Source organism: Pantoea dispersa, from assembly GCF_019890955.1.
Lineage (GTDB): Bacteria > Pseudomonadota > Gammaproteobacteria > Enterobacterales > Enterobacteriaceae > Pantoea > Pantoea dispersa.
This window is the reverse complement of the sequence record NZ_CP082346.1, coordinates 91,795-114,676: the sequence shown is the minus strand read 5'-3', so window position 1 is coordinate 114,676 and position 22,882 is coordinate 91,795. Positions and strand designations below refer to the sequence as shown.

The window sequence follows — 22,882 nt, the reverse complement described above, 5'->3', positions numbered from 1 at the left end:
AACGGGAACCCTGCGGTTCCCGTGATTGTTTTCAGTGCTTGTTCTTGCTGCGGCGGAAGCGCATGGCGATCCAGAACACCAGCGCCACCATCAGAATGGTCGGGATGAAGTTAGAACCGATATCCGGATATTCGGCACGCACCAGCGCGCTGTACACCAGAATCCCCAGCAGAAAAAATGCCGCCGCCAGCGAAGGCATGCCGTCCGGCATATTACGGTTGAGATAGCGCTGATGCAGACACCACGCGGCAAGGCCAAGGGCGATCAGCGGGAAAATCGAAAAGGGAACAAAGGTGCTGAACAGCACCGAAAAGGAGCCGTTGATAGCTAAACCGGTGATAAAAGCCAGTAACAGCGTTCCTTTATCGCGAGAGTTTTGCTCAATCATTTCATTATCCTTATCACATTACTCTTCGGGGGTTTCCAGGGTAACCGCCAGGCGCTCTTGCTCCCGGCGATACCAGTAATACGCGCCTTTGGCGATCATTCGCAGCTGCAGCACCAGACGCTCTTCCAGTTTGCGCCGCTGTTCGATATCCACATCCAGCGCTTCCGCGCCGGCGCTGAACACAATCGTCACCATCGCTTCCGCCTGCGCTTCGGTAAAGCTGCGCGGCATGCGGTTTTCCAGCTCAAGGTAGTCGGCCAGTTCAGCGATAAAGTGCTGAATCTCCCGCGCGACCGCCGCACGAAAAGCCGCTGAGGTGCCGGAGCGCTCGCGTAGTAAGAGACGAAAAGCGTTGGGATTGTTCCCGATGAACTCCATAAACGTGGCGACCGAGGTTTTAATAATGCTGCCGCCTTTGGCGATGCGCTGGCGCGCCTGGCGCATCAGCTGGCGCAGCATCAGGCCACTTTCATCGACCATGGTCAGGCCGAGCTCATCCACATCGCGGAAGTGACGGTAAAACGAGGTCGGCGCAATGCCGGCTTCGCGTGCCACTTCGCGTAAACTCAGGCTGGCAAAACTCCTTTCTGCACTTAACTGACTGAATGCCGCTTCAATCAGTGAACGTCGTGTACGTTCTTTTTGTTGCGCTCGAACGCCCATTTTCCCGGCCTTGTGAGTAATCAGGCAGGCACTATAACAAACTTTTCAGCGTACAGCGGCGCAAAGTTTGTGACCGCCTGTTAACCTCACTGATTGTCAAACTTTGCCAATTTACGCTGTTAGAATTCAGATGTGCGCGGCGAGATGTTAGAATCTCGTTGTAAAAATGTATAGAAACATAGGACGTACTGGTATGCAAAAGTCTTACGATTACGATGCCATTGTGATTGGCTCCGGTCCGGGCGGCGAAGGTGCGGCGATGGGGCTGGTGAAGCAGGGAGCGCGCATTGCAGTGATCGAACGCTACCACAACATCGGCGGCGGTTGTACTCACTGGGGAACCATCCCTTCCAAAGCTCTGCGTCACGCTGTCAGCCGTATCATTGAGTTCAATCAAAACCCTCTTTATAGCGATCACACCCGACTCCTGCGCTCCTCGTTCGCCGACATTCTGAATCATACTGAGAACGTCATCAGCCAGCAGACTGCCATGCGTCAGGGCTTTTACGAGCGTAACCGCTGTGAGCTTTATCAGGGCGACGCCCATTTTGTTGATGCCAACACCATCGAAGTGGAACAGCCAGACGGCACGCGCGAGCGCTTAACCGCAGAGAAGTTTGTCATCGCCTGTGGTTCCCGCCCGTATCATCCGGCGGACGTCGATTTTACCCATCCACGCATTTACGACTCCGACTCCATTCTCAACCTGCATCATGAACCCGGCCACGTCATCATTTATGGTGCGGGCGTGATTGGCTGTGAATATGCGTCGATTTTCCGCGGCCTTAACGTCAAGGTTGACCTGATCAACACCCGCGATCGCCTGCTGGCGTTCCTCGATCAGGAGATGTCTGATTCGCTCTCTTATCACTTCTGGAACAGCGGCGTGGTGATTCGTCACAACGAAGAGTTTGAGAAGATTGAAGGTGTCAGCGATGGCGTCATCATGCACCTCAAGTCCGGCAAAAAGGTCAAAGCCGATTGCCTGCTGTACGCTAACGGCCGTACCGGTAATACCGATTCACTGGCGCTGGAAAACGTCGGGCTGGAAGCCGATGGCCGTGGCCTGCTGAAAGTGAACAGTATGTATCAGACCGCGCAGCCGCATATCTATGCGGTGGGCGACGTGATTGGCTACCCGAGCCTGGCCTCTGCCGCTTACGATCAGGGCCGCATTGCCGCGCAGGCGATCATCAAAGGGGAAGCCACCGCGCACCTGATTGAAGATATCCCGACCGGGATTTACACCATTCCGGAAATCAGCTCCGTCGGCAAAACCGAACAGCAGCTGACGGCGATGAAAGTGCCGTATGAAGTGGGCCGTGCACAGTTTAAGCATCTGGCGCGCGCGCAGATTGTCGGCATGCACGTCGGCAGCCTGAAGATCCTGTTCCACCGCGAAACCAAAGAGATTCTGGGTATTCACTGTTTTGGCGAGCGTGCGGCGGAGATCATCCACATCGGCCAGGCCATCATGGAGCAGAAGAACGGCGGTAACACGATTGAGTATTTCGTGAACACCACCTTCAACTACCCCACCATGGCCGAAGCCTACCGCGTGGCGGCGTTAAACGGCTTAAACCGCCTGTTTTAACGAACGGTCCAGGTAACCCTGCATGTGGGTTTTAATTGCTTCTGCCAGCTGCTCATAGCGGCTGCGCAGAGGCGATCCCGGACGATACACCAGCGCGATGGTGCGCTGCGGCACCGGTTTGTAACACGGCAGATAGCACACGCCATCACGTACGCGCTCATTCGGTACCGCCAGCGACGGCAGCAAAGTGATACCGCTGCCGGCTGCTACCATGTTGCGCAGCGTTTCCAGGCTGGTCGCGCGGAAATGGGTATCTTCATCAGCACCGGCTTCGAAGCAGAAGCCCATCGCCTGATCGCGCAGACAATGACCATCTTCCAGCATCAGCAATTTCTCACCGGCCAGATCCGACATCGGCACACGATCGCGATCGTGCCACGGGTGATCCTGGTAGATCGCCAGCTTCATCGGTTCATCAAACAGCGGCACTTCAATAAAAGCTTCGCTCTCTTTTACCAGCGCCAGAATCGCGCAGTCGAGCTTACCGCTGTCGAGCTGCGCCAGCAGCTGCTGCGTTTGCGCCTCGTGCAGATACATCTCGAGTTTCGGGAAGGTCTGATGCAGCATCGGAATAATATGCGGCAGCAGATAGGGACCGGTGGTCGGAATCAGACCAATGTGCAGCGGCCCGGACATGGTTTCGCCCTGCTGGCTGGCCATCTCCTTCAGTACCTTCACTTCACGCAGCACGGTTCGCGCCTGATCCACCAGCAGCAGTCCAGCCTGAGTAAACAGCACCTTACGGCTGGTCCGTTCCAGCAGCATCACACCCAGTTCATCTTCCAGCTTGCGAATCTGCCCGCTCAGGGTCGGCTGGCTGACATGACAGGCATCAGCGGCACGACGAAAGTGGCGATGTTCCGCCAGCGAAACCAGATATTCCAGATCACGAATGTTCATTGATAGCCTCCAAACCACGATAGCCCGTGGCGATAGATAGAATAGCAATGAACGATTAGCCCTATCAAGCGGTGAACAGGAATAATACCGGCCATCTGATTAAGACCACAGATTGTTAAAGCGGCTAACGCAGACACGCAACAACAACAATCTGGAGCAGCACCTGCAACCTGCTCACGAAATCACTGAGTTGGCCGGGAGTGCCAGCCCTTTGATGATGTGCCTATAACTATATGTAATTCCGAAGCTAGAGGTTGGCGGGCTACTTAAAGCCCGCTTTTTTTTGCCTTTGCATCACAGTGGTACATCACCCAGCAACTGCTGCAAATCCTGCTCCGTCAGCACCAGGAAGTGGCCAACAATACCGGACTGCGTCAGCTCCTGCTGCAGATCGTCATTATTCAGCACCAGCTCATACTGCTGCGTGGCCGGGTTAAGCTCCGCGTCCTGGAACAGGTTAACCGGCACGCTGGCCAGCAGGTCGTGCAGATGCAGGCCACTGAGTGCCTCCGGCCGGGCCACATCTCCCGTAATATCATCCGCGACGATCAGGCTGACCGGCGCACTGACATTCCCTGCGCCGCATGTCACCACGATCTGATGCTCGCCAGCGGCCAGCGCATGAGACGGCGTAAAGGTCCATTTGTGATCGCTATCGACCAGCGCACTGCCGAGCGGCTCATCGTTATCAAACAGCTCAACCCGGCTGCCGGGCTGGCCTTTACCGGAAAAGGTCGGCTGGGTTTGCGTAGTGCTCTCTTCCGGCCAGATAAACTGCGTGCCGCTGTGCATGGCGGTTAGCGTGACCGGTACAAAACCGGCATCCTCCACGATCAGTGTGAAGGGTGCGCTTGCGCTCTGCGGCATTGCCGCCACCTGTGCCACGAACTGATGATTCCCGCCAGCCAGCGCGTCAGGCAACGTAAAACTGAAGTAGCCGGTCTGAGCATCGCTGAGCGTGCTGCCTACTAACTCGCCGTGATGGTAACACTCAAGCGTGACGCCCCGGCCGGCATAGCCGTTCAGCGCAGGGCGCGTATCGCGGGTGATTTCGCCATCGACAATAAAACCGCCGTCATTCACCGAGGCGGAATCGAAGGTGACAGGAACCTGGTTTTCAACGGCCGGCTCCAGAGGAAAGAAAGGGTAGCCAAAGCGTGAAGTGCTCATTTATGTTCTCCAAATTAACTGCGAGCACACTTTAAGAACTCTTCACGCCAGACCGATCAAGAATTGTCTCTTTTTTGCGAAAGAAATTTCCTGGCGCGCATTACGCCAGGTTTAAGCGCTGCTTCGCTTCGCCGATCGCCAGCGCCACCTGCTGTGGTGCCACGCCGCCGCGCGCGTTACGCTTATCGAGACAAGACTGCAGCGACAGCACCGGATAAACATCTTCCCCGATCGCCGCGCTAAACTGCTTAAGCTGCGCCAGACTTAATGCTTCCAGCGCGACGCCTTGTTTGATCGCTTCAACCACGGTTTCGCCGACAATGTGGTGCGCTTCGCGGAACGGCACGCCTTTGGCTACCAGATAATCGGCCAGTTCGGTCGAGTTGGCGTAACCCTGCTCGGCGGCTTCCTGACAGCGCGGACGCTTCACCTGAATGCCATCCAGCACCAGCGCTGACATATGCAGGCAGTCAAGCCAGGTATCGAGCGCATCGAACAGCCCTTCTTTGTCTTCCTGCATATCTTTGTTGTACGCCAGCGGCAGCCCTTTCAGCGTCATCATCATGCCGGTCAGCGCGCCCTGCACACGACCGCACTTGCCGCGGATCAGCTCCAGCGCGTCCGGATTTTTCTTCTGCGGCATCAGCGATGAGCCCGACGTCACTTTATCGGACAGCTCAATAAAGCCGGCTTCACCGGTGTTGAAGAAGATCATGTCTTCAGCGAAGCGCGACAGGTGCACCATGCCAATCGAGGCATCAGACAGCAGCTCCAGCACGTGATCGCGGTCTGACACGGTATCCAGGCTGTTACGCGTGGCAGAGGCGAAGCCGAGCCAGCCGGCCAGCTGCTCACGGTCGATCTCATAAGCAGTACCGGCCAGCGCGCCGCAGCCCAGCGGGCTGACATCCAGCCGCTTCAGCGTATCCTGCAGACGGCTCTCGTCGCGCGCCAGCATCTCAACGTAGGCCAGACACCAGTGGGCAAACGTCACCGGCTGCGCCCGCTGCAGGTGGGTGTAGCCCGGCATCACGGCATCCTGATTGGCTTCAGCCGTGGCCACCAGCGCTGACTGCAGCTCGCGCGTGGCTTCCAGCAGCAGCGCCACCTGCGTTTTACACCACAGTTTAAGATCGGTCGCCACCTGGTCGTTACGGCTGCGCCCGGTGTGCAGCTTTTTGCCCAGCGCGCCGACTTTGTCGATCAGCTTGCCTTCCACCCAGCTGTGAATATCCTCGGCATCGCTCTGCAGAATCTGCTGCGGATTGGCGCGAACCTCTTCCAGCAGCGCATTCAGCGCGGCTTCCAGCTGCTGCTGCTCTTCACTGCTCAGCACGTTTACCGTTACCAGCGCTTGTGACCAGGCCACCGAACCGATGATGTCCTGCTCCGCCAGGCGGTAGTCAAACCGCAGTGAGTCGTTGAACTGTTTAAACCGTTGATCTGCCGCCTGCGAAAAACGTCCGCCCCAAAGTGCCATCTGCTTGCTCCTGAATCTGTTAAACAAAGGGCGGCCCGAAGCCGCCCCTGCAAAATATGTCGCCTGCCGCCGGTATTACTTCTTCTGCTCGTTCAGCGCGCGAATGCGTGAAGAGAGCGAGAACAGACGGATAAAGCCGCCCGCGTGACGGTGATCGTACACTTCGTCTTCGCCGAAGGTGGCAAACTCTTCTGAGTACAGGCTGTTCGCCGATTTTTTCTGGATCGCCGTGGCCTGGCCTTTGTACAGCTGCAGTACCACTTCACCGTTCACCAGCTCTGCCAGCGATGCGGCAGCGGCCTGGATTGACTGACGCAGCGGTGCGAACCAGCGGCCGTCATACACCACGTAAGACATCTCCTGACCCAGCTGTTCACGCCATTTGAAACTGTCGCGATCCAGTACCAGCTGCTCAACCGCACGCAGCGCGTTGACCATGATGGTGCCGCCCGGGGTTTCGTAGCAGCCGCGTGATTTGATGCCCACCAGACGGTTTTCCACGATATCAATCCGGCCCACGCCGTGTTTCGCTCCCAGCGCATTGAGTTTTTCCAGACACTGGAACGGGCTCAGTTTCTCACCGTTCACCGCGACAACCTGGCCTTTCTCCACGCTGACGGTGACGTTTTCTGGCTGATCCGGCGCTTCCAGCGGATCGACGGTCCACACCCAGCAATCTTTGTTTGGCGCGTTCCACGGGCTCTCCAGCACGCCACCTTCGGTCGAGATGTGCCAGGCGTTCTCATCACGGCTGTAGATTTTTTCCAGCGACGCGGTGGTCGGGATATTGCGCTCTTTCAGGTAATCCAGCAGCGCTTCACGCGAACGCAGGTTCCACTCACGCCATGGCGCCACCACTTTAAGCTGCGGTGCCAGCGCGGTATAGGTGGTTTCGAAACGCACCTGATCGTTGCCTTTACCGGTTGCGCCGTGGCACAGCGCGTCTGCGCCCACTTTCAGCGCCAGTTCAACCTGCGCTTTGGCGATGATAGGACGCGCCATTGAGGTGCCCAGCAGATAGGTGCCTTCGTACAGCGCACCGGTCTGCAGCACCGGGTAAACGTATTCGCTGATAAACTCTTCACGCAGATCGACCACGTGGCACTCAGACGCGCCCGACTGCAGCGCTTTCTTCTCTACGCCTTCCAGATCGGCCGGATCCTGACCAATGTTGGCCACGAACGCCACAACTTCACAACCACCGTAGTTCTCTTTCAGCCAGGGAATGATGGCCGAGGTATCCAGACCGCCCGAGTAAGCCAGAACGATTTTTTTGATGTTTTGCGTGCTCATGTCGTAATCCTTGATTATGCGAGAATCCGGGTGCCAATCGACACGCCGTTGAAAAGGGTTGGCAGCTGTTCAGCATGACGCCAGCTGGCAATATCCACCGGGCGGCCCAGCGTACGCGCCGCGTCGAGCGCCGCATGCACTTTCACAATCATGCCATCGGTAATAATGCCCTGGGCAATCAGCTGCTCGGCTTTGGCTGCGGTCATCTCGGCGATGCGCTGACCTTTGCCGTCGAGAATACCGCTGACGTCTGACAGCAGCACCAGATCGGCACCGATCGTCGCCGCCAGCGCGGTCGCGGCCTGGTCGGCGTTGACGTTCATCAGTTCGCCGCCGTCGGTGATGCCAATCGAGCTGATCACCGGCATATAGCCTGCATCCAGCAGCGTATTGATCAGCTGCGGATTACCCGGCGTGGCGTTGCCAACATGCCCCAGTTCCTCATCGAACTGTGCCACGTTCACCAGGCCGGCATCGCCGAGGCATAAACCCACTGCGCCAATGCCGTACTTCTTCGCCCATGCCAGCAGCGTTTTGTTAGCGGTGCCGGCCAGCGCACCGGTAATAATGTCGATCTGATCGGCTGGCGTCACGCGCAAACCGTTCTTCTTTTTCACCGGCAGCGCCAGTTTCTTCATCAGCTCGTCCACCAGGCAGCCACCGCCGTGGACGATGATCAGCGGACGCTGATACTGCGTGCGGTACGCCAGCAGGGCATCAAACAGACGCGCCAGCGCTTCTTCGCTATCCAGCAGTACGCCGCCCAGCTTAATGATCAGAGGATTGCTCATGGTCAGGTTATCCGTCCGTTAAATCAGAGACAGCGTTTCGGGGAAGCCGAAACGAATATTGAGACACTGCACCGCCTGTGAGGAGGCGCCTTTCAGCAGGTTGTCTTCCGCTGCGACAACAATCAGGTGCTCGCCCTGCACGGCAAAGCCGATATCGCAGAACGGCAGGCCAACCACCGCTTTCAGCGCCGGTACGCCTTTGTCGTACAGCCGCACCAGCGGTTTGTCGTGGTAGGCGCTGTGGAACGCCGCCGCCACATCCTGCTGGCTCACACCGGCGTTCAGACGGCAGGTGATGGTTTCCAGAATGCCGCGCGGGAAATTACCGAGATGCGGCGTGAAGATCACCGGCGTGCCGAGATGGGCCACAATCTCCGGATGGTGACGGTGATTGAAGAGACCGTACGGCTGCAGGCTGACCTCACAGAAGCTGGTGGTGACGCTGGCTTTACGCCCGGCACCGCTGACGCCGCTGGTGGCATTGATGACCGGCCACTGAGCCGGATTAAGCAGGCCAGCCTTAATCAGCGGCTTAAGCGCCAGCTGCGCGGCGGTCGGATAGCAACCCGGCACCGCCACCAGCTGCGCGTCTTTAATCTGCGCGTGGTTCCATTCGGCCAGGCCGTAAACGGCTTTGTCGAGCCACGCCTGGTGCTGATGGCTGAAACCGTAATACTGTTGATAAAAGCCGTCGTCGTTAACGCGGAACGCGCCTGAGAGGTCGAACACCACGCAGCCGGCTTTCAGGAATTCCGGGGCCAGATCGTGGCTGACTTCGTGTGCGGTGGCGAGGAACACCACATCGACCTTGCCGGCCCACTCTGCGGCATCACCCAGCGGCTGCAATGGCAAATCGACCCTGCCTTTCAGCTGCGGATGGAGATCGGAGAGTAACTTTCCGGCATCCGGGCTTTGCGCTGAAACCGCCAAAGCGGTTATGTTCATATGCGGGTGGCGATTCAGGTAGGTGGCAAGCTCTACGCCAGCATAACCACTGGCACCAACGATCAGCGTATTCAACATCAGGCTGTATACCTTATTACAGTCACACGTATCGGGTCGCGGCATTGCCCCGTTGCCCACGATGCCGTTTGCAGTTTTTTTCAGTTCACATGCAGACGACGTTAATGTATTTTTATTCACTATTAATGCATTAATATTGATACATCCTAACCCAGGGACCGTCAACAGTGAAGACAAAAATTCCACCTTTTATCGAACTCTACCGCCAGCTGATTGCAACACCGTCGATCAGCGCCACCGACAGCGCGCTGGATCAGAGCAATGAAACTTTAATCAATTTGCTGGCGGGCTGGTTCCGCGATCTCGGCTTCAGCGTGGAAGTCCAGCCGGTGCCGGGTACACGCCATAAATTCAACCTGCTGGCGCGCAGCGGCAGCGGCGCAGGTGGCCTGCTGCTGGCGGGCCATACCGACACCGTGCCGTACGACGACGGCCGCTGGACGCGCGATCCCTTTACCCTGACCGAACACGACAACAAGCTGTACGGCTTAGGCACCGCCGACATGAAAGGCTTCTTTGCCTTTATTCTTGATGCGCTGCGTGACGTTGACGTGACGAAGCTCGGCAAACCGCTGTACATCCTCGCCACCGCCGATGAAGAGACCACGATGGCCGGCGCGAAATACTTCTCTGAATCGACCCAGCTGCGGCCGGACTGCGCCATCATCGGCGAACCGACATCGCTGAAACCGGTGCGCGCCCACAAAGGCCATCTGTCGCACGCCATCCGCATTCAGGGTCAGTCCGGGCACTCCAGCGATCCGGCGCGCGGCGTGAACGCGATCGAGCTGATGCATGAATCCATTACTCAGCTGATGCAGCTGCGTAATACGCTGAAAGAGCGCTATCACCACGACGGCTTCGCCATTCCGTATCCGACCATGAACTTTGGCCATATCCACGGCGGCGACGCGGCGAACCGCATCTGCGCCTGCTGTGAGCTGCATATGGATATCCGTCCGCTGCCGGGACTGACGCTGAGCGATCTCGACGGTTTACTCAATGAAGCGCTGGCACCGGTGAGCGCGCGCTGGCCGGGCCGTCTGACTGTCGGTGAGCTGCATCCGCCGATTCCCGGTTACGAATGCCCGGCCGATCATGAACTGGTCAAAGTGGTGGAGAAGCTGCTGGGCGTGCCGACAGAAGTGGTGAATTACTGCACCGAAGCGCCGTTTATCCAGCAGTTGTGCCCGACGCTGGTGTTAGGGCCTGGATCCATCAATCAGGCGCACCAGCCAGACGAGTTTATTGATACCGCATTTATTAAGCCGACTCATGCGCTTATCACTCAGGTTGTGCAGCATTTTTGCCATTGATGATTAAAAGATGGGGCATTTCACTGCGAAATCAGCAAATTGCCCCGTCATTATCCGGGATTTGATAATAAGAATAACTTATCCCACCTCCTGTCAATTAAATTCGATGAATTTCCGATAGTTAGCAGCACGATACCGGCAATTTAAGTCAATTGACGAACAGGAAGAACCGTGGCTAGATAAAAGACGATGTTATGCCCGTTGGGTATAGAGGTTTTATATTTAAGACGATAAGGGTGTCAGGGTCACATGAACGAACAATATTCCGCAATGCGAAGTAATGTCAGTATGCTCGGCAAACTGCTCGGGGATACGATAAAGGATGCACTGGGAGAGAACATCCTCGATCGGGTGGAGACCATCCGCAAGCTCTCTAAGTCATCCCGTGCAGGAAATGACACTCATCGTAAGGAACTGCTCTCCACGCTGCAAAACCTGTCTAACGACGAGCTGCTGCCGGTGGCACGCGCGTTCAGCCAGTTCCTTAACCTCACCAACGTGGCAGAACAGTATCAAACCATTTCGCGCAGCGGCGACGGTGCTAACCATCCGGAGCTGCTGAAAAAGACCTTTGAGCGCCTGAAGCAGCAGAGCGATCTCAGCGAGCCGGCCATCCGCCAGGCGATTGAGGAGCTGTCGCTGGAGCTGGTGCTCACCGCCCACCCGACCGAAATTACCCGCCGCACGCTGATCCACAAGCTGGGCGAAGTGAACAGCTGTCTGCAGCAGCTCGACCACAGTGACATCACCGACTACGAACGCAACCAGGTCATGCGCCGTCTGCGTCAGCTGGTGGCGCAGGCGTGGCACACCGATGAGATCCGTAAATATCGCCCGACGCCGGTAGATGAAGCCAAATGGGGCTTCGCGGTGGTGGAGAACAGCCTGTGGGAAGGCGTGCCGGCGTTTCTGCGCGAGCTGAACCAGCAGGTGGAAGAGAGCTTCGGCATCCAGCTGCCGGTGGATTTTGTGCCAATCAAATTTACCTCGTGGATGGGCGGCGACCGTGACGGTAACCCGAACGTCACCGCACCGATTACCCGCCACGTGATGCAGCTAAGCCGCTGGAAAGCCGCCGACCTGTTCCTGCGCGATATCGGCGTGCTGGTGTCCGAGCTGTCGATGTCCGAGTGCAGCGACGAAGTGCGCGAACTGTGTGGCGATGCGGAGGCGCTGGAGCCGTATCGTGTGATTCTGAAGCGTATCCGCAGCCAGCTGATGAGCACCCAGAGCTATCTGGAGCGCCGCCTGAAGGGTGAGCGCCTGCCGCGTCCGGCCGATCTGCTGGTTTCAAACGATCAGCTGTGGCAGCCGCTGTTTGCTATTTACCAGTCGCTGCAGCAGTGCGGCATGGGCATCATCGCCAACGGCCAGCTGCTGGATACGCTGCGCCGCGTGAAATGCTTCGGCGTGCCGCTGGTGCGTATCGATATCCGTCAGGAGAGCACCCGCCACACCGAAGCGATTGCCGAAGTGACGCGCTATCTCGGACTGGGCGACTATGAAAGCTGGTCAGAAGCCGACAAGCAGGCGTTCCTGATCCGTGAACTGAATTCCAAGCGGCCGCTGCTGCCGCGGCAGTGGGAGCCCAGCGACAACACGCGTGAAGTGCTGGATACCTGCAAAGTGGCGGCAGAAGCGCCGCAGGGCTCGATTGCCGCCTATGTGATTTCGATGGCCAAAACGCCGTCTGACGTGCTGGCGGTGCATCTGCTGCTGAAAGAGGCCGGCATCCCTTACGCAATGCCGGTGGCGCCGCTGTTTGAAACCCTCGACGACCTCAACAACGCCAATGACGTGATGAGCCAGCTGCTGAATATCGACTGGTATCGCGGCTTCATCAACGGCAAGCAGATGGTGATGATTGGCTATTCCGACTCAGCAAAAGATGCCGGCGTGATGGCAGCCAGCTGGGCACAGTATCAGGCCCAGGATGCGCTGATTAAAACCTGCGACAAAGCCGGCATTACCCTGACGCTGTTCCACGGACGCGGCGGTTCGATTGGCCGCGGTGGCGCACCGGCGCATGCAGCCCTGCTGTCACAGCCGCCGGGCAGCCTGAAAGGCGGCCTGCGCGTGACCGAACAGGGCGAAATGATTCGCTTCAAATATGGCCTGCCGGAAGTCACCATCGCCAGCCTGTCGCTTTACACCGGGGCGATTCTGGAAGCCAACCTGCTGCCACCGCCAGAACCAAAACGCGAATGGCAGGAGATCATGAACGGCCTGTCAGCCTATTCGTGCGCCATGTACCGCGGCTATGTGCGTGAAAATCCGGATTTCGTTCCCTACTTCCGCTCGGCGACGCCAGAGCAAGAGCTGGGCAAACTGCCGCTCGGCTCGCGCCCGGCGAAACGGCGTCCGACCGGCGGCGTTGAGTCGCTGCGCGCCATTCCGTGGATCTTCGCCTGGACGCAGAACCGCCTGATGCTGCCCGCGTGGCTGGGTGCCGGCGCGGCGCTGCAGAAAGCGATGGACGAAGGCCATCAGGATCAGCTGGAAACCATGTGCAGCGAATGGCCGTTCTTCGCCACGCGTCTCGGCATGCTGGAGATGGTGTTCTCGAAGGCTGACCTGTGGCTGGCGGAGTATTACGATCAGCGTCTGGTGGATAAATCGCTGTGGCCGCTCGGCAAACAGCTGCGCGATCAGCTCGATGCCGACATCAAAGCGGTGCTGACCATCGCGAACGATGCGCATCTGATGGCGGACCAGCCGTGGATCGCCGAATCCATCGCGCTGCGTAACGTCTACACCGATCCGCTCAACGTGCTGCAGGCGGAACTGCTGCAGCGTGCGCGTGCGCAGGAAGAGCGCGGCGATGAACCTGATGCGCGCGTAGAACAGGCGCTGATGGTCACTATCGCTGGCGTCGCGGCCGGCATGCGTAACACCGGCTAACGGCTGGCAGCGCATCACAGCAAGAAGGGGGCCCTGAGGCCCCCTTCTCTTTTTTATCCTTTCACGCTTATGCCGCCAGCGTCGGGCGAACACCCAGCGTGTGGCAGATGGCGTAGCTCATCTCGGCGCGGTTCAGCGTGTAGAAGTGAAAGTCCTTCACCCCTTCGCGCGACAGGATTTTCACCATGTCCATGGCGATGTTGGCACCGACCATTTTGCGCGTCTCCGCATCATCATCCAGCCCATCAAACATGGCGTTCATCCAGCCCGGTACGCGCACGTTGGTCATGGTGGCGAAACGCTGCAGCTGTTTAAAGTTGGAGACCGGCAGAATGCCCGGCACGATCTCCACGTCGATACCGGTGGCCACGCAGCGATCGCGAAAGCGCAGATAGCTCTCCACGTCGAAGAAAAACTGGGTAATCGCGCGACTGGCACCGGCATCAATTTTTCGCTTCAGGTTGATCAGATCCGCCTGCGCACTCTTCGCTTCCGGATGCACTTCGGGATAGGCCGCTACCGAGATATCAAAATCACCGACCTCTTTCAGCAGCGACACCAGATCGCTGCCGTACATGTCTGGTTTGCCGCCGCCCGGTGGTAAATCGCCGCGCAGCGCCACGATATGGCGAATGCCGTTATTCCAGTAGTCTCGCGCAATGGCGCGCAGTTCATCGCGCGTCGCATCAATACAGGTGAGATGCGGTGCCGCTTCCAGTCCGGTGCGCTCTTTAATGCCTTTGATGATGCTGTGAGTGCGGTCGCGCTCGCCGGAGTTGGCTCCGTAAGTGACCGAGACGAATTTGGGTTTCAGGCTGCTCAGGCGGTCGATGGAGTTCCACAGAGTTGCTTCCATTTCGCTGGTGCGGGGCGGGAAAAACTCAAAAGAGACATTAATTTGCCCGTTCAGCTCAGCCAGGCTCTGGTTCAGCGCTTCGCGCTGATTGGCATGAAAGAAACTCATCCTGTTACCTCATCATCACATATCGATTAATTTGCGAACCGCGAACATCCATACGTTTAGACGTCCAGATGCACAAAATGAACGATCTTCAGCTTAGCGTCAACATAAAATTGCTTGCCGGGCGTGACAAATATTCAACCCAAGTGAAAGGGATTCACCTGACGGGGAAGCAGAGGGAAAACGCAGACAGCGGACGCCGTCTGCGCAGCAGGTTTACAGCAGTTGGGCGAGACGATTGATATCAGACTGGAGCGCACCGGCGGTGACATCCCGGCCGGCGCCCGGCCCGCGGATCACCAGCGGATTGTCGCGATACCAGCGGCTTTCAATGGCAAACACGTTATCGCACGGCAGCAGCGCCGCCAGCGGATGCTCCGGACGCACCGCTTCCACGCCGACGCGCGCTTTACCGTTGGCATCGAAACGCGCCACGTAGCGCAGCACCAGACCCATCTCCTGTGCGGCTTCGAAGCGCTGCAGCATCTGCTCGTTCAGCTCGTCAGCGTTTTCAAAGAAGTGGTCGATGGATTCGCCTTCGCACTGTGACGGCACCAGCGATTCAACCCGCACCTGATCCGGTTCGATGTCGTAACCGGCTTCGCGCGCCAGAATCACCAGTTTGCGCATCACGTCCTGACCGGAGAGATCAACGCGCGGATCGGGCTCGGTTAAGCCCTGCTGCCACGCCTGATCGACCAGCTCGCTGAACGGCACCGTGCCGTCAAACTGCAGGAACAGCCACGACAGCGTGCCGGAGAAGATACCGCTGATCGCCAGAATGCTGTCGCCGCTTTCGCGCAGGTCGCGCACCGTGTGATTGACCGGCAATCCGGCACCCACGGTCGCGTTATACAGCCAGTGGCGACCGGTTTTGGCGAAGGCATCGCGTACCTGACGCCAGCTCTGGCCGCTGGCAGCGCCGGCCACTTTATTGGCGCTGATGACGTGGAAGCCGTGGCTGGCAAAATCGTGATACTGCTGCGCCAGCGAATCACTGGCGGTGACGTCGAGCACCACCAGATCGTCAAACGGGTGCGCGCGCATCCACAGGAACAGCGACTCTTCGTCGCGCGCTTCGGCTTCATCATCAAAGAAGGCCAGCGCCCGGCTGGCGTCGAGACCGTCATAGCTCAGCAGGCTGCGGCTACTGTCCGCCACGCCCGCCAGCACAAATTCAAACCCGGTACGCGCCGACAGCGTCTCCTGCTCGCGCGCGAACAGCTCCAGCCAGCGTGAACCGATATTGCCTTTGCCAAACAGGATCAGGCCGATGCGCTTCTCGGCGCGGAACAACGACTGGTGCAGTCCCTGAATCAGATGCTGGGTCGGGCCGACGCGCAGCACCGCCACCAGGCTGATATGATCTTCTGACTGCCAGACGAATTCGACCGGCTGGTCTTTGATCTGCTGCCAGAAGCGATGGCTGTGCAGCGGATTACGCGTCACGCCAGCGCCGACCAGCGCCACCAGCGCCAGACCGTCACGCAGCTGCAGATGACCGGGCAGCGCCGCGTCCTGCAGCAGGTTAAAAGCGCTGTTGACCACTTCCGAGGTGTAACACAGCTGCAGCAGGCGACGATCCGGATGGATACCCATCGCCAGCGGACGCAGCTGCGCGCGCTTCAGCAGCAGATCGATCTCTTTCTGCTGGGTGGCAAAATCGTGGCTATCGGGAATCTGAATCTCAACCAGGCAGACATCGTCGTGACTGGTGACAATGCGCGCGCCGGTGCCGGACGCCAGCACGCGCTCAATGCGCGTTGAGCCCTGCTCCGGCTGATAGCTGCAGCGCAGCTGTAAATCGATGTCGCTGTTGGAGACCGGCTGCAGCGTACGCGTGTGCAGCACCGGCGCCGCCAGACGCGCCAGCTCGCTGGCCTCATCCAGCCGCAGCAGCGGCAGCAGGCAGGCATCGGAGACCTTGCGCGGGTCCGCGCTGTAAACGCCAGCCACGTCGCTCCAGATGGTGACGCGGTTCACGCCCGCCAGCGCGCCAATCTGCGTTGCCGAGTAGTCAGAGCCGTTACGGCCGAGCAGTACGGTTTCGCCCGCTTCGCTGCGGCTGATAAAACCCGTCACCACCAGACGCTTATGCGGATGCTGCGCCAGCAGCGCCTGCAGCAGCGGCCAGGATTTGCCTTCATCTACCTGCGGCTGTGCCGCACGTTCGGCACGCAGGAAGTCGCGTGCGTCCAGCCACGCCGCTTCGATATCGCGCTGGCTGAGCACCGCCGCCATCAGGCGCGCCGACCAGATTTCGCCGTGGCCAACCACTTCGGCGTACACCGCATCGGTGATGGCGCCGTCGAGCAGCGCCGCCAGGCGTTCAAGATCGCGGATGAAGGCTGCGGTCAGGGTTTCTGCATATTCAGCAGGCAGCAGTGCAGCGATCAGTTCGCTGTGAAAACGGCGTAACGCCTGTTGCACCTGATGGGCCGATAAGCGATCGCTCTGGCTCAGCTTGAGCCAGCTGATCAGCTGGTTAGTGGTGCTGCCTGCGGCTGAGACCACCATTAAGTCGCCCGGCTGGCTGTAATCGGCCATGATACCGGCGACGCGCTGATAACAGCGCGCGTCGGCCAGGCTACTGCCACCAAATTTATGCAACTGCTTGATCGGCGTTCCCGCGCCTGCTGAAATCGTCATGGTTACCCCTCGGCTGCGATCCTGAATGCATTATCCAGGTCGGCGATTAAATCTTCGTGATCTTCAATTCCGACAGAAATACGCAGCAGCGAGTCGGAAATGCCCGCTGCGGCACGCGCGTCCGCCGACATGCCGGCGTGCGTCATGGTGGCGGTGTGCGAAATCAGACTTTCCACGCCGCCCAGCGACTCCGCCAGCGTGAACAGCTGCAGCGCTTTCAGGAAGCGGCGCAGCCGCGCCTCATCGGCGTCGAGTTCAAAACTGAGCATGGCGCCAAAACCGCGCTGCTGACGGGCGGCAAACTGGTGTCCGGCATTCTCTGGCAGAGACGGATGATACAGCTTTTTCACCAGCGGTTGTTGCTTCAGGTAATCAACAATCGCCAGGGCGTTACGCTGCGCCGCCGCCATGCGCGGTGCCAGCGTGCGCAGGCCGCGCAGCAGCAGGTAGCTGTCAAACGCCGCGCCGGTGACGCCAATGTTATTCGCCCACCAGGCGAGTTCCGTGACCAGCGCCGGATCTTTAGCGATGACCGCACCGGCCACCACGTCCGAGTGACCATTGAGATATTTGGTGCAGGAGTGGATCACCAGATCGGCACCCAGCGCCAGCGGGTTCTGCAGCGCCGGGCTGAGGAAGGTATTGTCCACTACGCTCACCGCACCGGCAGCACGCGCGGCGGCGCAGATGGCCGCAATATCCACCACGCGCAGCAGCGGATTGCTCGGGCTTTCGACCAGCACCAGCTTTGGTTTTTCCGCCAGCGCCGCCGCCAGCGCCGCTTCATCGCCCTGATCGACAAACTTCACGCGGTAAGCGCCGCGCTTGCTCAGGCTGTCAAACAGACGATAGCTGCCGCCGTAGCAGTCGTGCGGCGCCACCAGCAGATCGCCTGGCTTCAGGAACACCGTCGTCACCAGATGAATCGCCGACATCCCGGTGTTGGTCAGCACCGCGCCCGCGCCCCCTTCCAGCTCAGCCAGCGCGCGCTGGACCACATCGCGCGTCGGGTTACCACGGCGTGAATAGTCATGCGCGCGCGGCTCGTTGAAATCGAGGAAGTTATAGGTGCTGGAGAGGTGAATCGGTGGGACAACGCAGCCATATTGCTCGTCATCATTCAAACCGCTGCGTACTGCGATGGTTGCCTGTTTACGCGTCATGGTGCTTACTGTTCCTGAAGTGTAATAAAAAAGTGGCAACAGAATAACATTCCGCAACTGGACGTCAATACATCTGGACATCTAAATGTCTTTGCGTATAGATTGAGCAAAGCCGCAATACCCGCTAAAATTACGCGTCATCGCCTGGTGTTCAGCGCGCTTTCCTGTGAAACGCGATGTGTAAGCATAAAACCGGCAGTTTAAGCGGTCAGGCATCGAAAAATCGGGCATAATCAACGGATTTCCCCATATTCAACTTTTTATTGATTAAGGTAACCCATGGCTGAATGGAACGGCGAATATATCAGCCCTTACGCTGAACACGGTAAGAAGAGCGAGCAGGTTAAGAAGATTACAGTTTCTATCCCGCTGAAAGTGCTGAAGATTTTAACGGATGAGCGTACCCGCCGTCAGGTGAACAATCTGCGTCACGCCACCAACAGCGAACTGCTGTGCGAAGCCTTTTTGCATGCCTTCACCGGGCAACCGCTGCCGAATGATGTTGATCTGCGTAAAGAGCGCAGCGACGAGATTCCGGAAGAAGCAAAACAGATTATGCGTGAGATGGGCATCGATCCCGACAGCTGGGAATACTGAGGCCAGAAATAAAAAAACCCAGCCGAGGCTGGGTTTTTTCTTGCAACCGAATCGTGAAGATTCGCCGGCAAATAATCTTATTTCTTGCTGCCTGGGATGCTGAAACGCTTGTTGAAGCGATCAACACGACCACCAGAGTCAACAACACGCTGCTTACCGGTGTAGAACGGGTGGCATTTGCCGCACACGTCCAGGTTCAGGGTACCAGTCATGGTTGAACGGGTGTTGATCACGTTGCCGCAAGAGCAGGTGATGGTCACAGCTTCGTATTTCGGGTGAATACCTTGTTTCATGGGAGAACCTCATAAAAGGCCGTGTCGCTCTCCGTGCCAGGCGAACCTGCACAGCACCACACGCGGTTAATAAATGGTGTATCTCTGACGAGTCATCTCATCAAAGGCGGCATAGTATACAGAAAATGAGCGCATTGATCAAATCCGCGCAATGCGCCGTGCTCTGCCATGCCGGGGAAACGCCTGCAGACAGCGCCGCCGCGCGCTGAAGTATGACGGGGGTGACGCCAGCGTGTACACTACTTCTCCTTTTTACAGAACCGGATAGAGATCGACATGCCCGTTGTTCAGGTTGCCCTGCCCGTTCCGCTGCCTCGCCTGTTTGACTACCTGTTGCCCGCCGATGCGCCGCAGCCGGTGGCCGGCGCGCGCGTGAGCGTACCGTTCGGCAACCGGAAAATGACTGGCATCGTGGTTAGCACGCGCGCCACCAGCGATCTCCCCCTTGCCCAGCTGAAGCAGATTGATGCGTTGCTCGACGACCGCTCGCTGTTCTCACCCGCGCTGTGGCGCATCCTCAACTGGGCCGCCGGCTACTATCACTCTCCGCTCGGCGAAGTGCTCAGCCATGCGCTGCCGGTGCTGCTGCGTCAGGGCAAGCCGGCCCAGGAAGCGCCGCTGTGGCAGTGGGTAGTGAACGAAGCCGGGCGCGAAGTGGCGCTGGAAAGCCTGAAGCGCGCGCCGAAACAGCAGCAGGCGCTGGCGGCGTTGCGTCAGCGGCCGCTGTATCGGCATCAGATCGGCGAGCAGGATTTTACCGATGCCGCGCTGCAGGCGCTGCGTGCCAAAGGCCTGTGCGACCTGCGCGAACATGCGCCACAGCAGCACGACTGGCGCACCAGTTTCGCGGTGAAAGGTGAACGGCTGCGGCTGAATACCGATCAGGCGATGGCGGTGGGCGCCATTCGCAGCGAGGACGAACATTACGCCGCGTGGCTGCTGGCAGGCATTACCGGATCGGGTAAAACCGAGGTCTATCTCAGCGTGCTGGAGAATGTGCTGGCGCGCGGCAAACAGGCGCTGGTGCTGGTGCCGGAAATTGGCCTGACGCCGCAAACCATTGCCCGCTTTCGTGAACGCTTCGATGCGCCGATTGATGTGCTGCACTCGGCGCTCAATGACAGCGAGCGTCTGGCGGTCTGGTTGCGCGCGCGCAGCGGCGAGACCGCCATCGTCATCGGCACACGATCCGCGCTGTTCACACCGCTGGCGCGGCCGGGCGTGATCATCATTGATGAAGAACACGACAGCTCCTACAAACAGCAGGAAGGCTGGCGCTACCAGGCGCGCGATCTGGCGGTATTCCGCGCTCACGAAGAAGATGTGCCGATTGTGATGGGCTCGGCGACACCGGCGCTGGAGACGCTGCACAACGTGCGTGTCGGCAAATATCGCCAGCTCAACCTGACCAAACGTGCCGGTAACGCCAAACCGGCGCTGCAGCAGCTAATCGATCTCAAGGGGCAGCAGCTGAAAGGCGGTCTCGCGCCAGCGCTGCTGGGCAAGATGCGCCAACACCTGCAGGCGGATAATCAGGTTCTGCTGTTTCTCAATCGCCGCGGCTTTTCGCCGGCGCTGATGTGCCACGACTGCGGCTGGCTGGCGGAGTGCCAGCGCTGCGACAGTTATTACACGCTGCATCAGCAGCATCGTCAGCTGCGCTGTCACCACTGCGACAGCCAGCGTCCGCTGCCGCATCAGTGTCCGGGCTGCGGTTCCACCCATCTGCTGCCGGTCGGCGTGGGCACGGAACAGCTGGAGCAGCAGCTCAGCACGCTGTTTCCTGGCGTACCGGTGTCGCGCATCGATCGCGATACCACCAGCCGCAAAGGCGCGCTGGAACAGCATCTGGCCGATGTGCATCGCGGCGGGGCGCGCATTCTGGTCGGCACGCAGATGCTGGCCAAAGGCCATCACTTCCCGGACGTGACGCTGGTATCGCTGCTGGATGTCGATGGCGCGCTGTTTTCTGCGGATTTCCGTGCCGCCGAGCGCTTTGCCCAGCTCTACACACAGGTCGCCGGCCGCGCCGGCCGCGCCGGTAAGCAGGGCGAAGTGTTACTGCAGACGCACCATCCGGAACATCCACTGCTGCAAACGCTGCTGCATCGCGGCTATTTTGCGTTTGCCGATCAGACGCTGCTGGAGCGCCAGTCAGTGCAACTGCCACCGTGGACCAGCCACGCACTGTTTCGCGCGGAAGATCTGGATAACGCGCAGGCGGCGGAGTTCCTTACTCAGCTGCGTAACCTGCTGGAAGCCAGCCCGCTCAAAGATGAGGCGATGTGGCTGATGGGGCCGGTGCCGGCGCTGGCACCGAAGCGCAGCGGACGCTGGCGCTGGCAACTGCTGCTACAGCATCCGTCGCGCAAGCGGCTGCAGCAGTTGCTGAGCAGTTCATTGCCGCTGGTTACCACCCTGCCCGCCGCGCGCAAAGTCAAATGGACGCTGGATATCGACCCCACCGAGAGTTAAGCCGCGCCACATCTGCGAGCCAGATCGAAAAAAGTCGCACAAGTCACAATTTTTATGCAAATTAAGTAACAACCTCACACGGCGTTGGGTTAACAATAGTGCCCGTCCCGGCTCTGGGCCGGCTATGTGTGAATATCTATGCGCTGTACCGCGTCAGGAGTTAACGTTGGATCAGAAGCAACCCTCATCGGCAGCCACCATGAAAGATGTGGCCGAGCAGGCTGGCGTCTCCACCGCCACGGTTTCGCGCGCGCTGATGAATCCGGAAAAAGTCTCCGCCGCGACCCGGCAGAAAGTGGAACAGGCAGTGCAGGCGGTCGGCTATGCGCCGCACGGTCTGGCGCGCAACGCCAAACGCGGCGACACGCAAACCATTCTGGTGATTGTGCCGGACATCTGTGACCCTTTCTTCAGCGAGATTATCCGCGGCGTGGAAGTGACCGCCGCGCAGGAAGGCTATCTGGTGCTGATTGGTGACTGCGCGCATCAGGATCAGCAGGAAAAAACCTTCCTTAACCTGATGCTGACGCGCCAGATTGACGGCATGGTACTGCTGGGTTCGCAGCTGCCGTTTGACGCCGGCATTGAAGATCAGCGTAATCTGCCGCCGATGGTGATGGGCAACGAGTTCGCGCCGGAGATGGCGCTGCCCACGGTGCATATCGATAACCTGACCGCGGCCTTTGAAGCGGTGAATCACCTGTTACAGCTGGGCCATCGGCAGATCGCCTGCATCACCGGACCGGAACATATCCCGCTCAGCCAGTATCGGTTGCAGGGCTACATCCAGGCGCTGCGCCGCAGCAATATCGCCATCGATCCCACGCTGATTGTGCACGGCGACTTCACCTTTGAAGCCGGTGCCAGCGCGCTGAAGCAGCTGATGAGCCTGCCGCAGCCGCCGAAAGCCCTGTTCTGCCATAGCGATCTGATGGCGCTGGGCGCGATGAACCAGGCGCGCAAGCTGGGAATGCGTATTCCGCAGGATCTGTCGGTGGTCGGCTTCGATGATATCGAGCTGGCGCAATACTACGATCCGCCCCTGACCACCGTGGCACAGCCGCGTTTTGCCATTGGCCGCGAAGCGATGCTGCTGCTGCTGGATGAGCTGCAGGGCAAACGGGTCAACAACGGTTCACGCCTGCTCGACGCCGAACTCCGCGTCCGCGGCAGTACCGCACCGGCAGCAAAACGCGAAAAATGAATGCGGGAACCCTGCATTTTC

Annotated in this window: 18 protein-coding genes; 6 read left to right on the top strand and 12 right to left on the bottom strand. The window is 58.9% G+C overall.

Annotated elements, in window-relative coordinates; translation table 11 throughout:
• Window positions 1–31 precede the first annotated feature (31 nt).
• Together K7H94_RS00525 and fabR are read right to left on the bottom strand one after the other, a co-directional pair.
• Window positions 32–388, bottom strand: a complete 357-nt coding sequence (locus K7H94_RS00525; protein ID WP_058781921.1) for a YijD family membrane protein — start codon at window positions 386–388, stop codon at window positions 32–34.
• Between the two features lie 18 nt (window positions 389–406).
• On the bottom strand, window positions 407–1,051 hold the full coding sequence (gene fabR, locus K7H94_RS00520) for an HTH-type transcriptional repressor FabR (RefSeq protein WP_031279587.1): 645 nt from the start codon (window positions 1,049–1,051) through the stop codon (window positions 407–409).
• Window positions 1,052–1,244: 193 nt separating this feature from the next.
• On the opposite strand from fabR, the gene sthA reads away from it, so the two are divergent.
• Window positions 1,245–2,645: a Si-specific NAD(P)(+) transhydrogenase gene (sthA, locus tag K7H94_RS00515; protein WP_021506825.1), complete on the top strand. Its 1,401-nt coding sequence runs from the start codon at window positions 1,245–1,247 to the stop codon at window positions 2,643–2,645.
• Here sthA and oxyR read toward each other — a convergent pair.
• The 6 genes from oxyR to argC all read right to left on the bottom strand — a co-directional run bounded on the left by oxyR (window position 2,628) and on the right by argC (window position 9,302).
• The gene (gene oxyR, locus K7H94_RS00510) at window positions 2,628–3,545 is read right to left on the bottom strand and encodes a DNA-binding transcriptional regulator OxyR (RefSeq protein ID WP_021506826.1); all 918 of its coding nucleotides are present in this window, start codon (window positions 3,543–3,545) and stop codon (window positions 2,628–2,630) included. The two genes, sthA and oxyR, sit on opposite strands and share 18 nt — an antisense overlap.
• 294 nt (window positions 3,546–3,839) lie before the next feature.
• Entirely contained in the window at window positions 3,840–4,715 is an 876-nt protein-coding gene (locus K7H94_RS00505; protein ID WP_104094279.1) for an Ig-like domain-containing protein, read from the bottom strand.
• A 100-nt stretch (window positions 4,716–4,815) separates the two neighbouring features.
• Window positions 4,816–6,195 (bottom strand): argininosuccinate lyase, encoded by a 1,380-nt coding sequence (gene argH / locus K7H94_RS00500; RefSeq protein WP_222951489.1) that lies wholly within the window; start codon window positions 6,193–6,195, stop codon window positions 4,816–4,818.
• Between the two features lie 75 nt (window positions 6,196–6,270).
• A complete protein-coding gene (locus tag K7H94_RS00495; RefSeq protein WP_021506829.1) occupies window positions 6,271–7,488 on the bottom strand; it encodes an argininosuccinate synthase in 1,218 nt (405 codons plus the stop codon).
• A gap of 14 nt (window positions 7,489–7,502) precedes the next feature.
• Window positions 7,503–8,279 carry an acetylglutamate kinase gene (argB, locus tag K7H94_RS00490; protein ID WP_058775576.1) on the bottom strand — a complete coding sequence of 259 codons (777 nt, stop codon included), beginning with the start codon at window positions 8,277–8,279 and terminating at the stop codon, window positions 7,503–7,505.
• Between the two features lie 18 nt (window positions 8,280–8,297).
• A complete protein-coding gene (gene argC / locus K7H94_RS00485; protein ID WP_104094282.1) occupies window positions 8,298–9,302 on the bottom strand; it encodes an N-acetyl-gamma-glutamyl-phosphate reductase in 1,005 nt (334 codons plus the stop codon).
• 167 nt (window positions 9,303–9,469) lie between these two features.
• On the opposite strand from argC, the gene argE reads away from it, so the two are divergent.
• Together argE and ppc are read left to right on the top strand one after the other, a co-directional pair.
• The gene (gene argE / locus K7H94_RS00480; protein WP_150059710.1) at window positions 9,470–10,618 is read left to right on the top strand and encodes an acetylornithine deacetylase; all 1,149 of its coding nucleotides are present in this window, start codon (window positions 9,470–9,472) and stop codon (window positions 10,616–10,618) included.
• A gap of 249 nt (window positions 10,619–10,867) precedes the next feature.
• Window positions 10,868–13,519: a phosphoenolpyruvate carboxylase gene (gene ppc / locus K7H94_RS00475; RefSeq protein WP_031279588.1), complete on the top strand. Its 2,652-nt coding sequence runs from the start codon at window positions 10,868–10,870 to the stop codon at window positions 13,517–13,519.
• Window positions 13,520–13,586: 67 nt separating this feature from the next.
• Here ppc and metF read toward each other — a convergent pair whose 3' ends face one another.
• From metF to metB, 3 genes are all read right to left on the bottom strand, one after another.
• Window positions 13,587–14,483, bottom strand: a complete 897-nt coding sequence (metF, locus tag K7H94_RS00470; protein ID WP_021506834.1) for a methylenetetrahydrofolate reductase — start codon at window positions 14,481–14,483, stop codon at window positions 13,587–13,589.
• A 213-nt stretch (window positions 14,484–14,696) separates the two neighbouring features.
• Window positions 14,697–17,129, bottom strand: a complete 2,433-nt coding sequence (locus K7H94_RS00465) for a bifunctional aspartate kinase/homoserine dehydrogenase II (protein ID WP_021506835.1) — start codon at window positions 17,127–17,129, stop codon at window positions 14,697–14,699.
• Window positions 17,130–17,131: 2 nt separating this feature from the next.
• On the bottom strand, window positions 17,132–18,292 hold the full coding sequence (gene metB, locus K7H94_RS00460; RefSeq protein ID WP_021506836.1) for a cystathionine gamma-synthase: 1,161 nt from the start codon (window positions 18,290–18,292) through the stop codon (window positions 17,132–17,134).
• 279 nt (window positions 18,293–18,571) lie between these two features.
• Between metB and metJ the strand changes: the two genes are divergently transcribed.
• On the top strand, window positions 18,572–18,889 hold the full coding sequence (gene metJ / locus K7H94_RS00455; protein ID WP_007885403.1) for a met regulon transcriptional regulator MetJ: 318 nt from the start codon (window positions 18,572–18,574) through the stop codon (window positions 18,887–18,889).
• A gap of 77 nt (window positions 18,890–18,966) precedes the next feature.
• Here the strand turns inward: metJ and rpmE are convergent, their stop codons facing one another.
• Window positions 18,967–19,182, bottom strand: a complete 216-nt coding sequence (gene rpmE, locus K7H94_RS00450) for a 50S ribosomal protein L31 (RefSeq protein WP_021506837.1) — start codon at window positions 19,180–19,182, stop codon at window positions 18,967–18,969.
• Window positions 19,183–19,458: 276 nt separating this feature from the next.
• Between rpmE and priA the strand changes: the two genes are divergently transcribed.
• The gene (gene priA / locus K7H94_RS00445) at window positions 19,459–21,657 is read left to right on the top strand and encodes a primosomal protein N' (protein ID WP_058770775.1); all 2,199 of its coding nucleotides are present in this window, start codon (window positions 19,459–19,461) and stop codon (window positions 21,655–21,657) included.
• A gap of 199 nt (window positions 21,658–21,856) precedes the next feature.
• On the top strand, window positions 21,857–22,861 hold the full coding sequence (gene cytR / locus K7H94_RS00440; RefSeq protein WP_370586247.1) for a DNA-binding transcriptional regulator CytR: 1,005 nt from the start codon (window positions 21,857–21,859) through the stop codon (window positions 22,859–22,861).
• Window positions 22,862–22,882 lie beyond the last annotated feature (21 nt).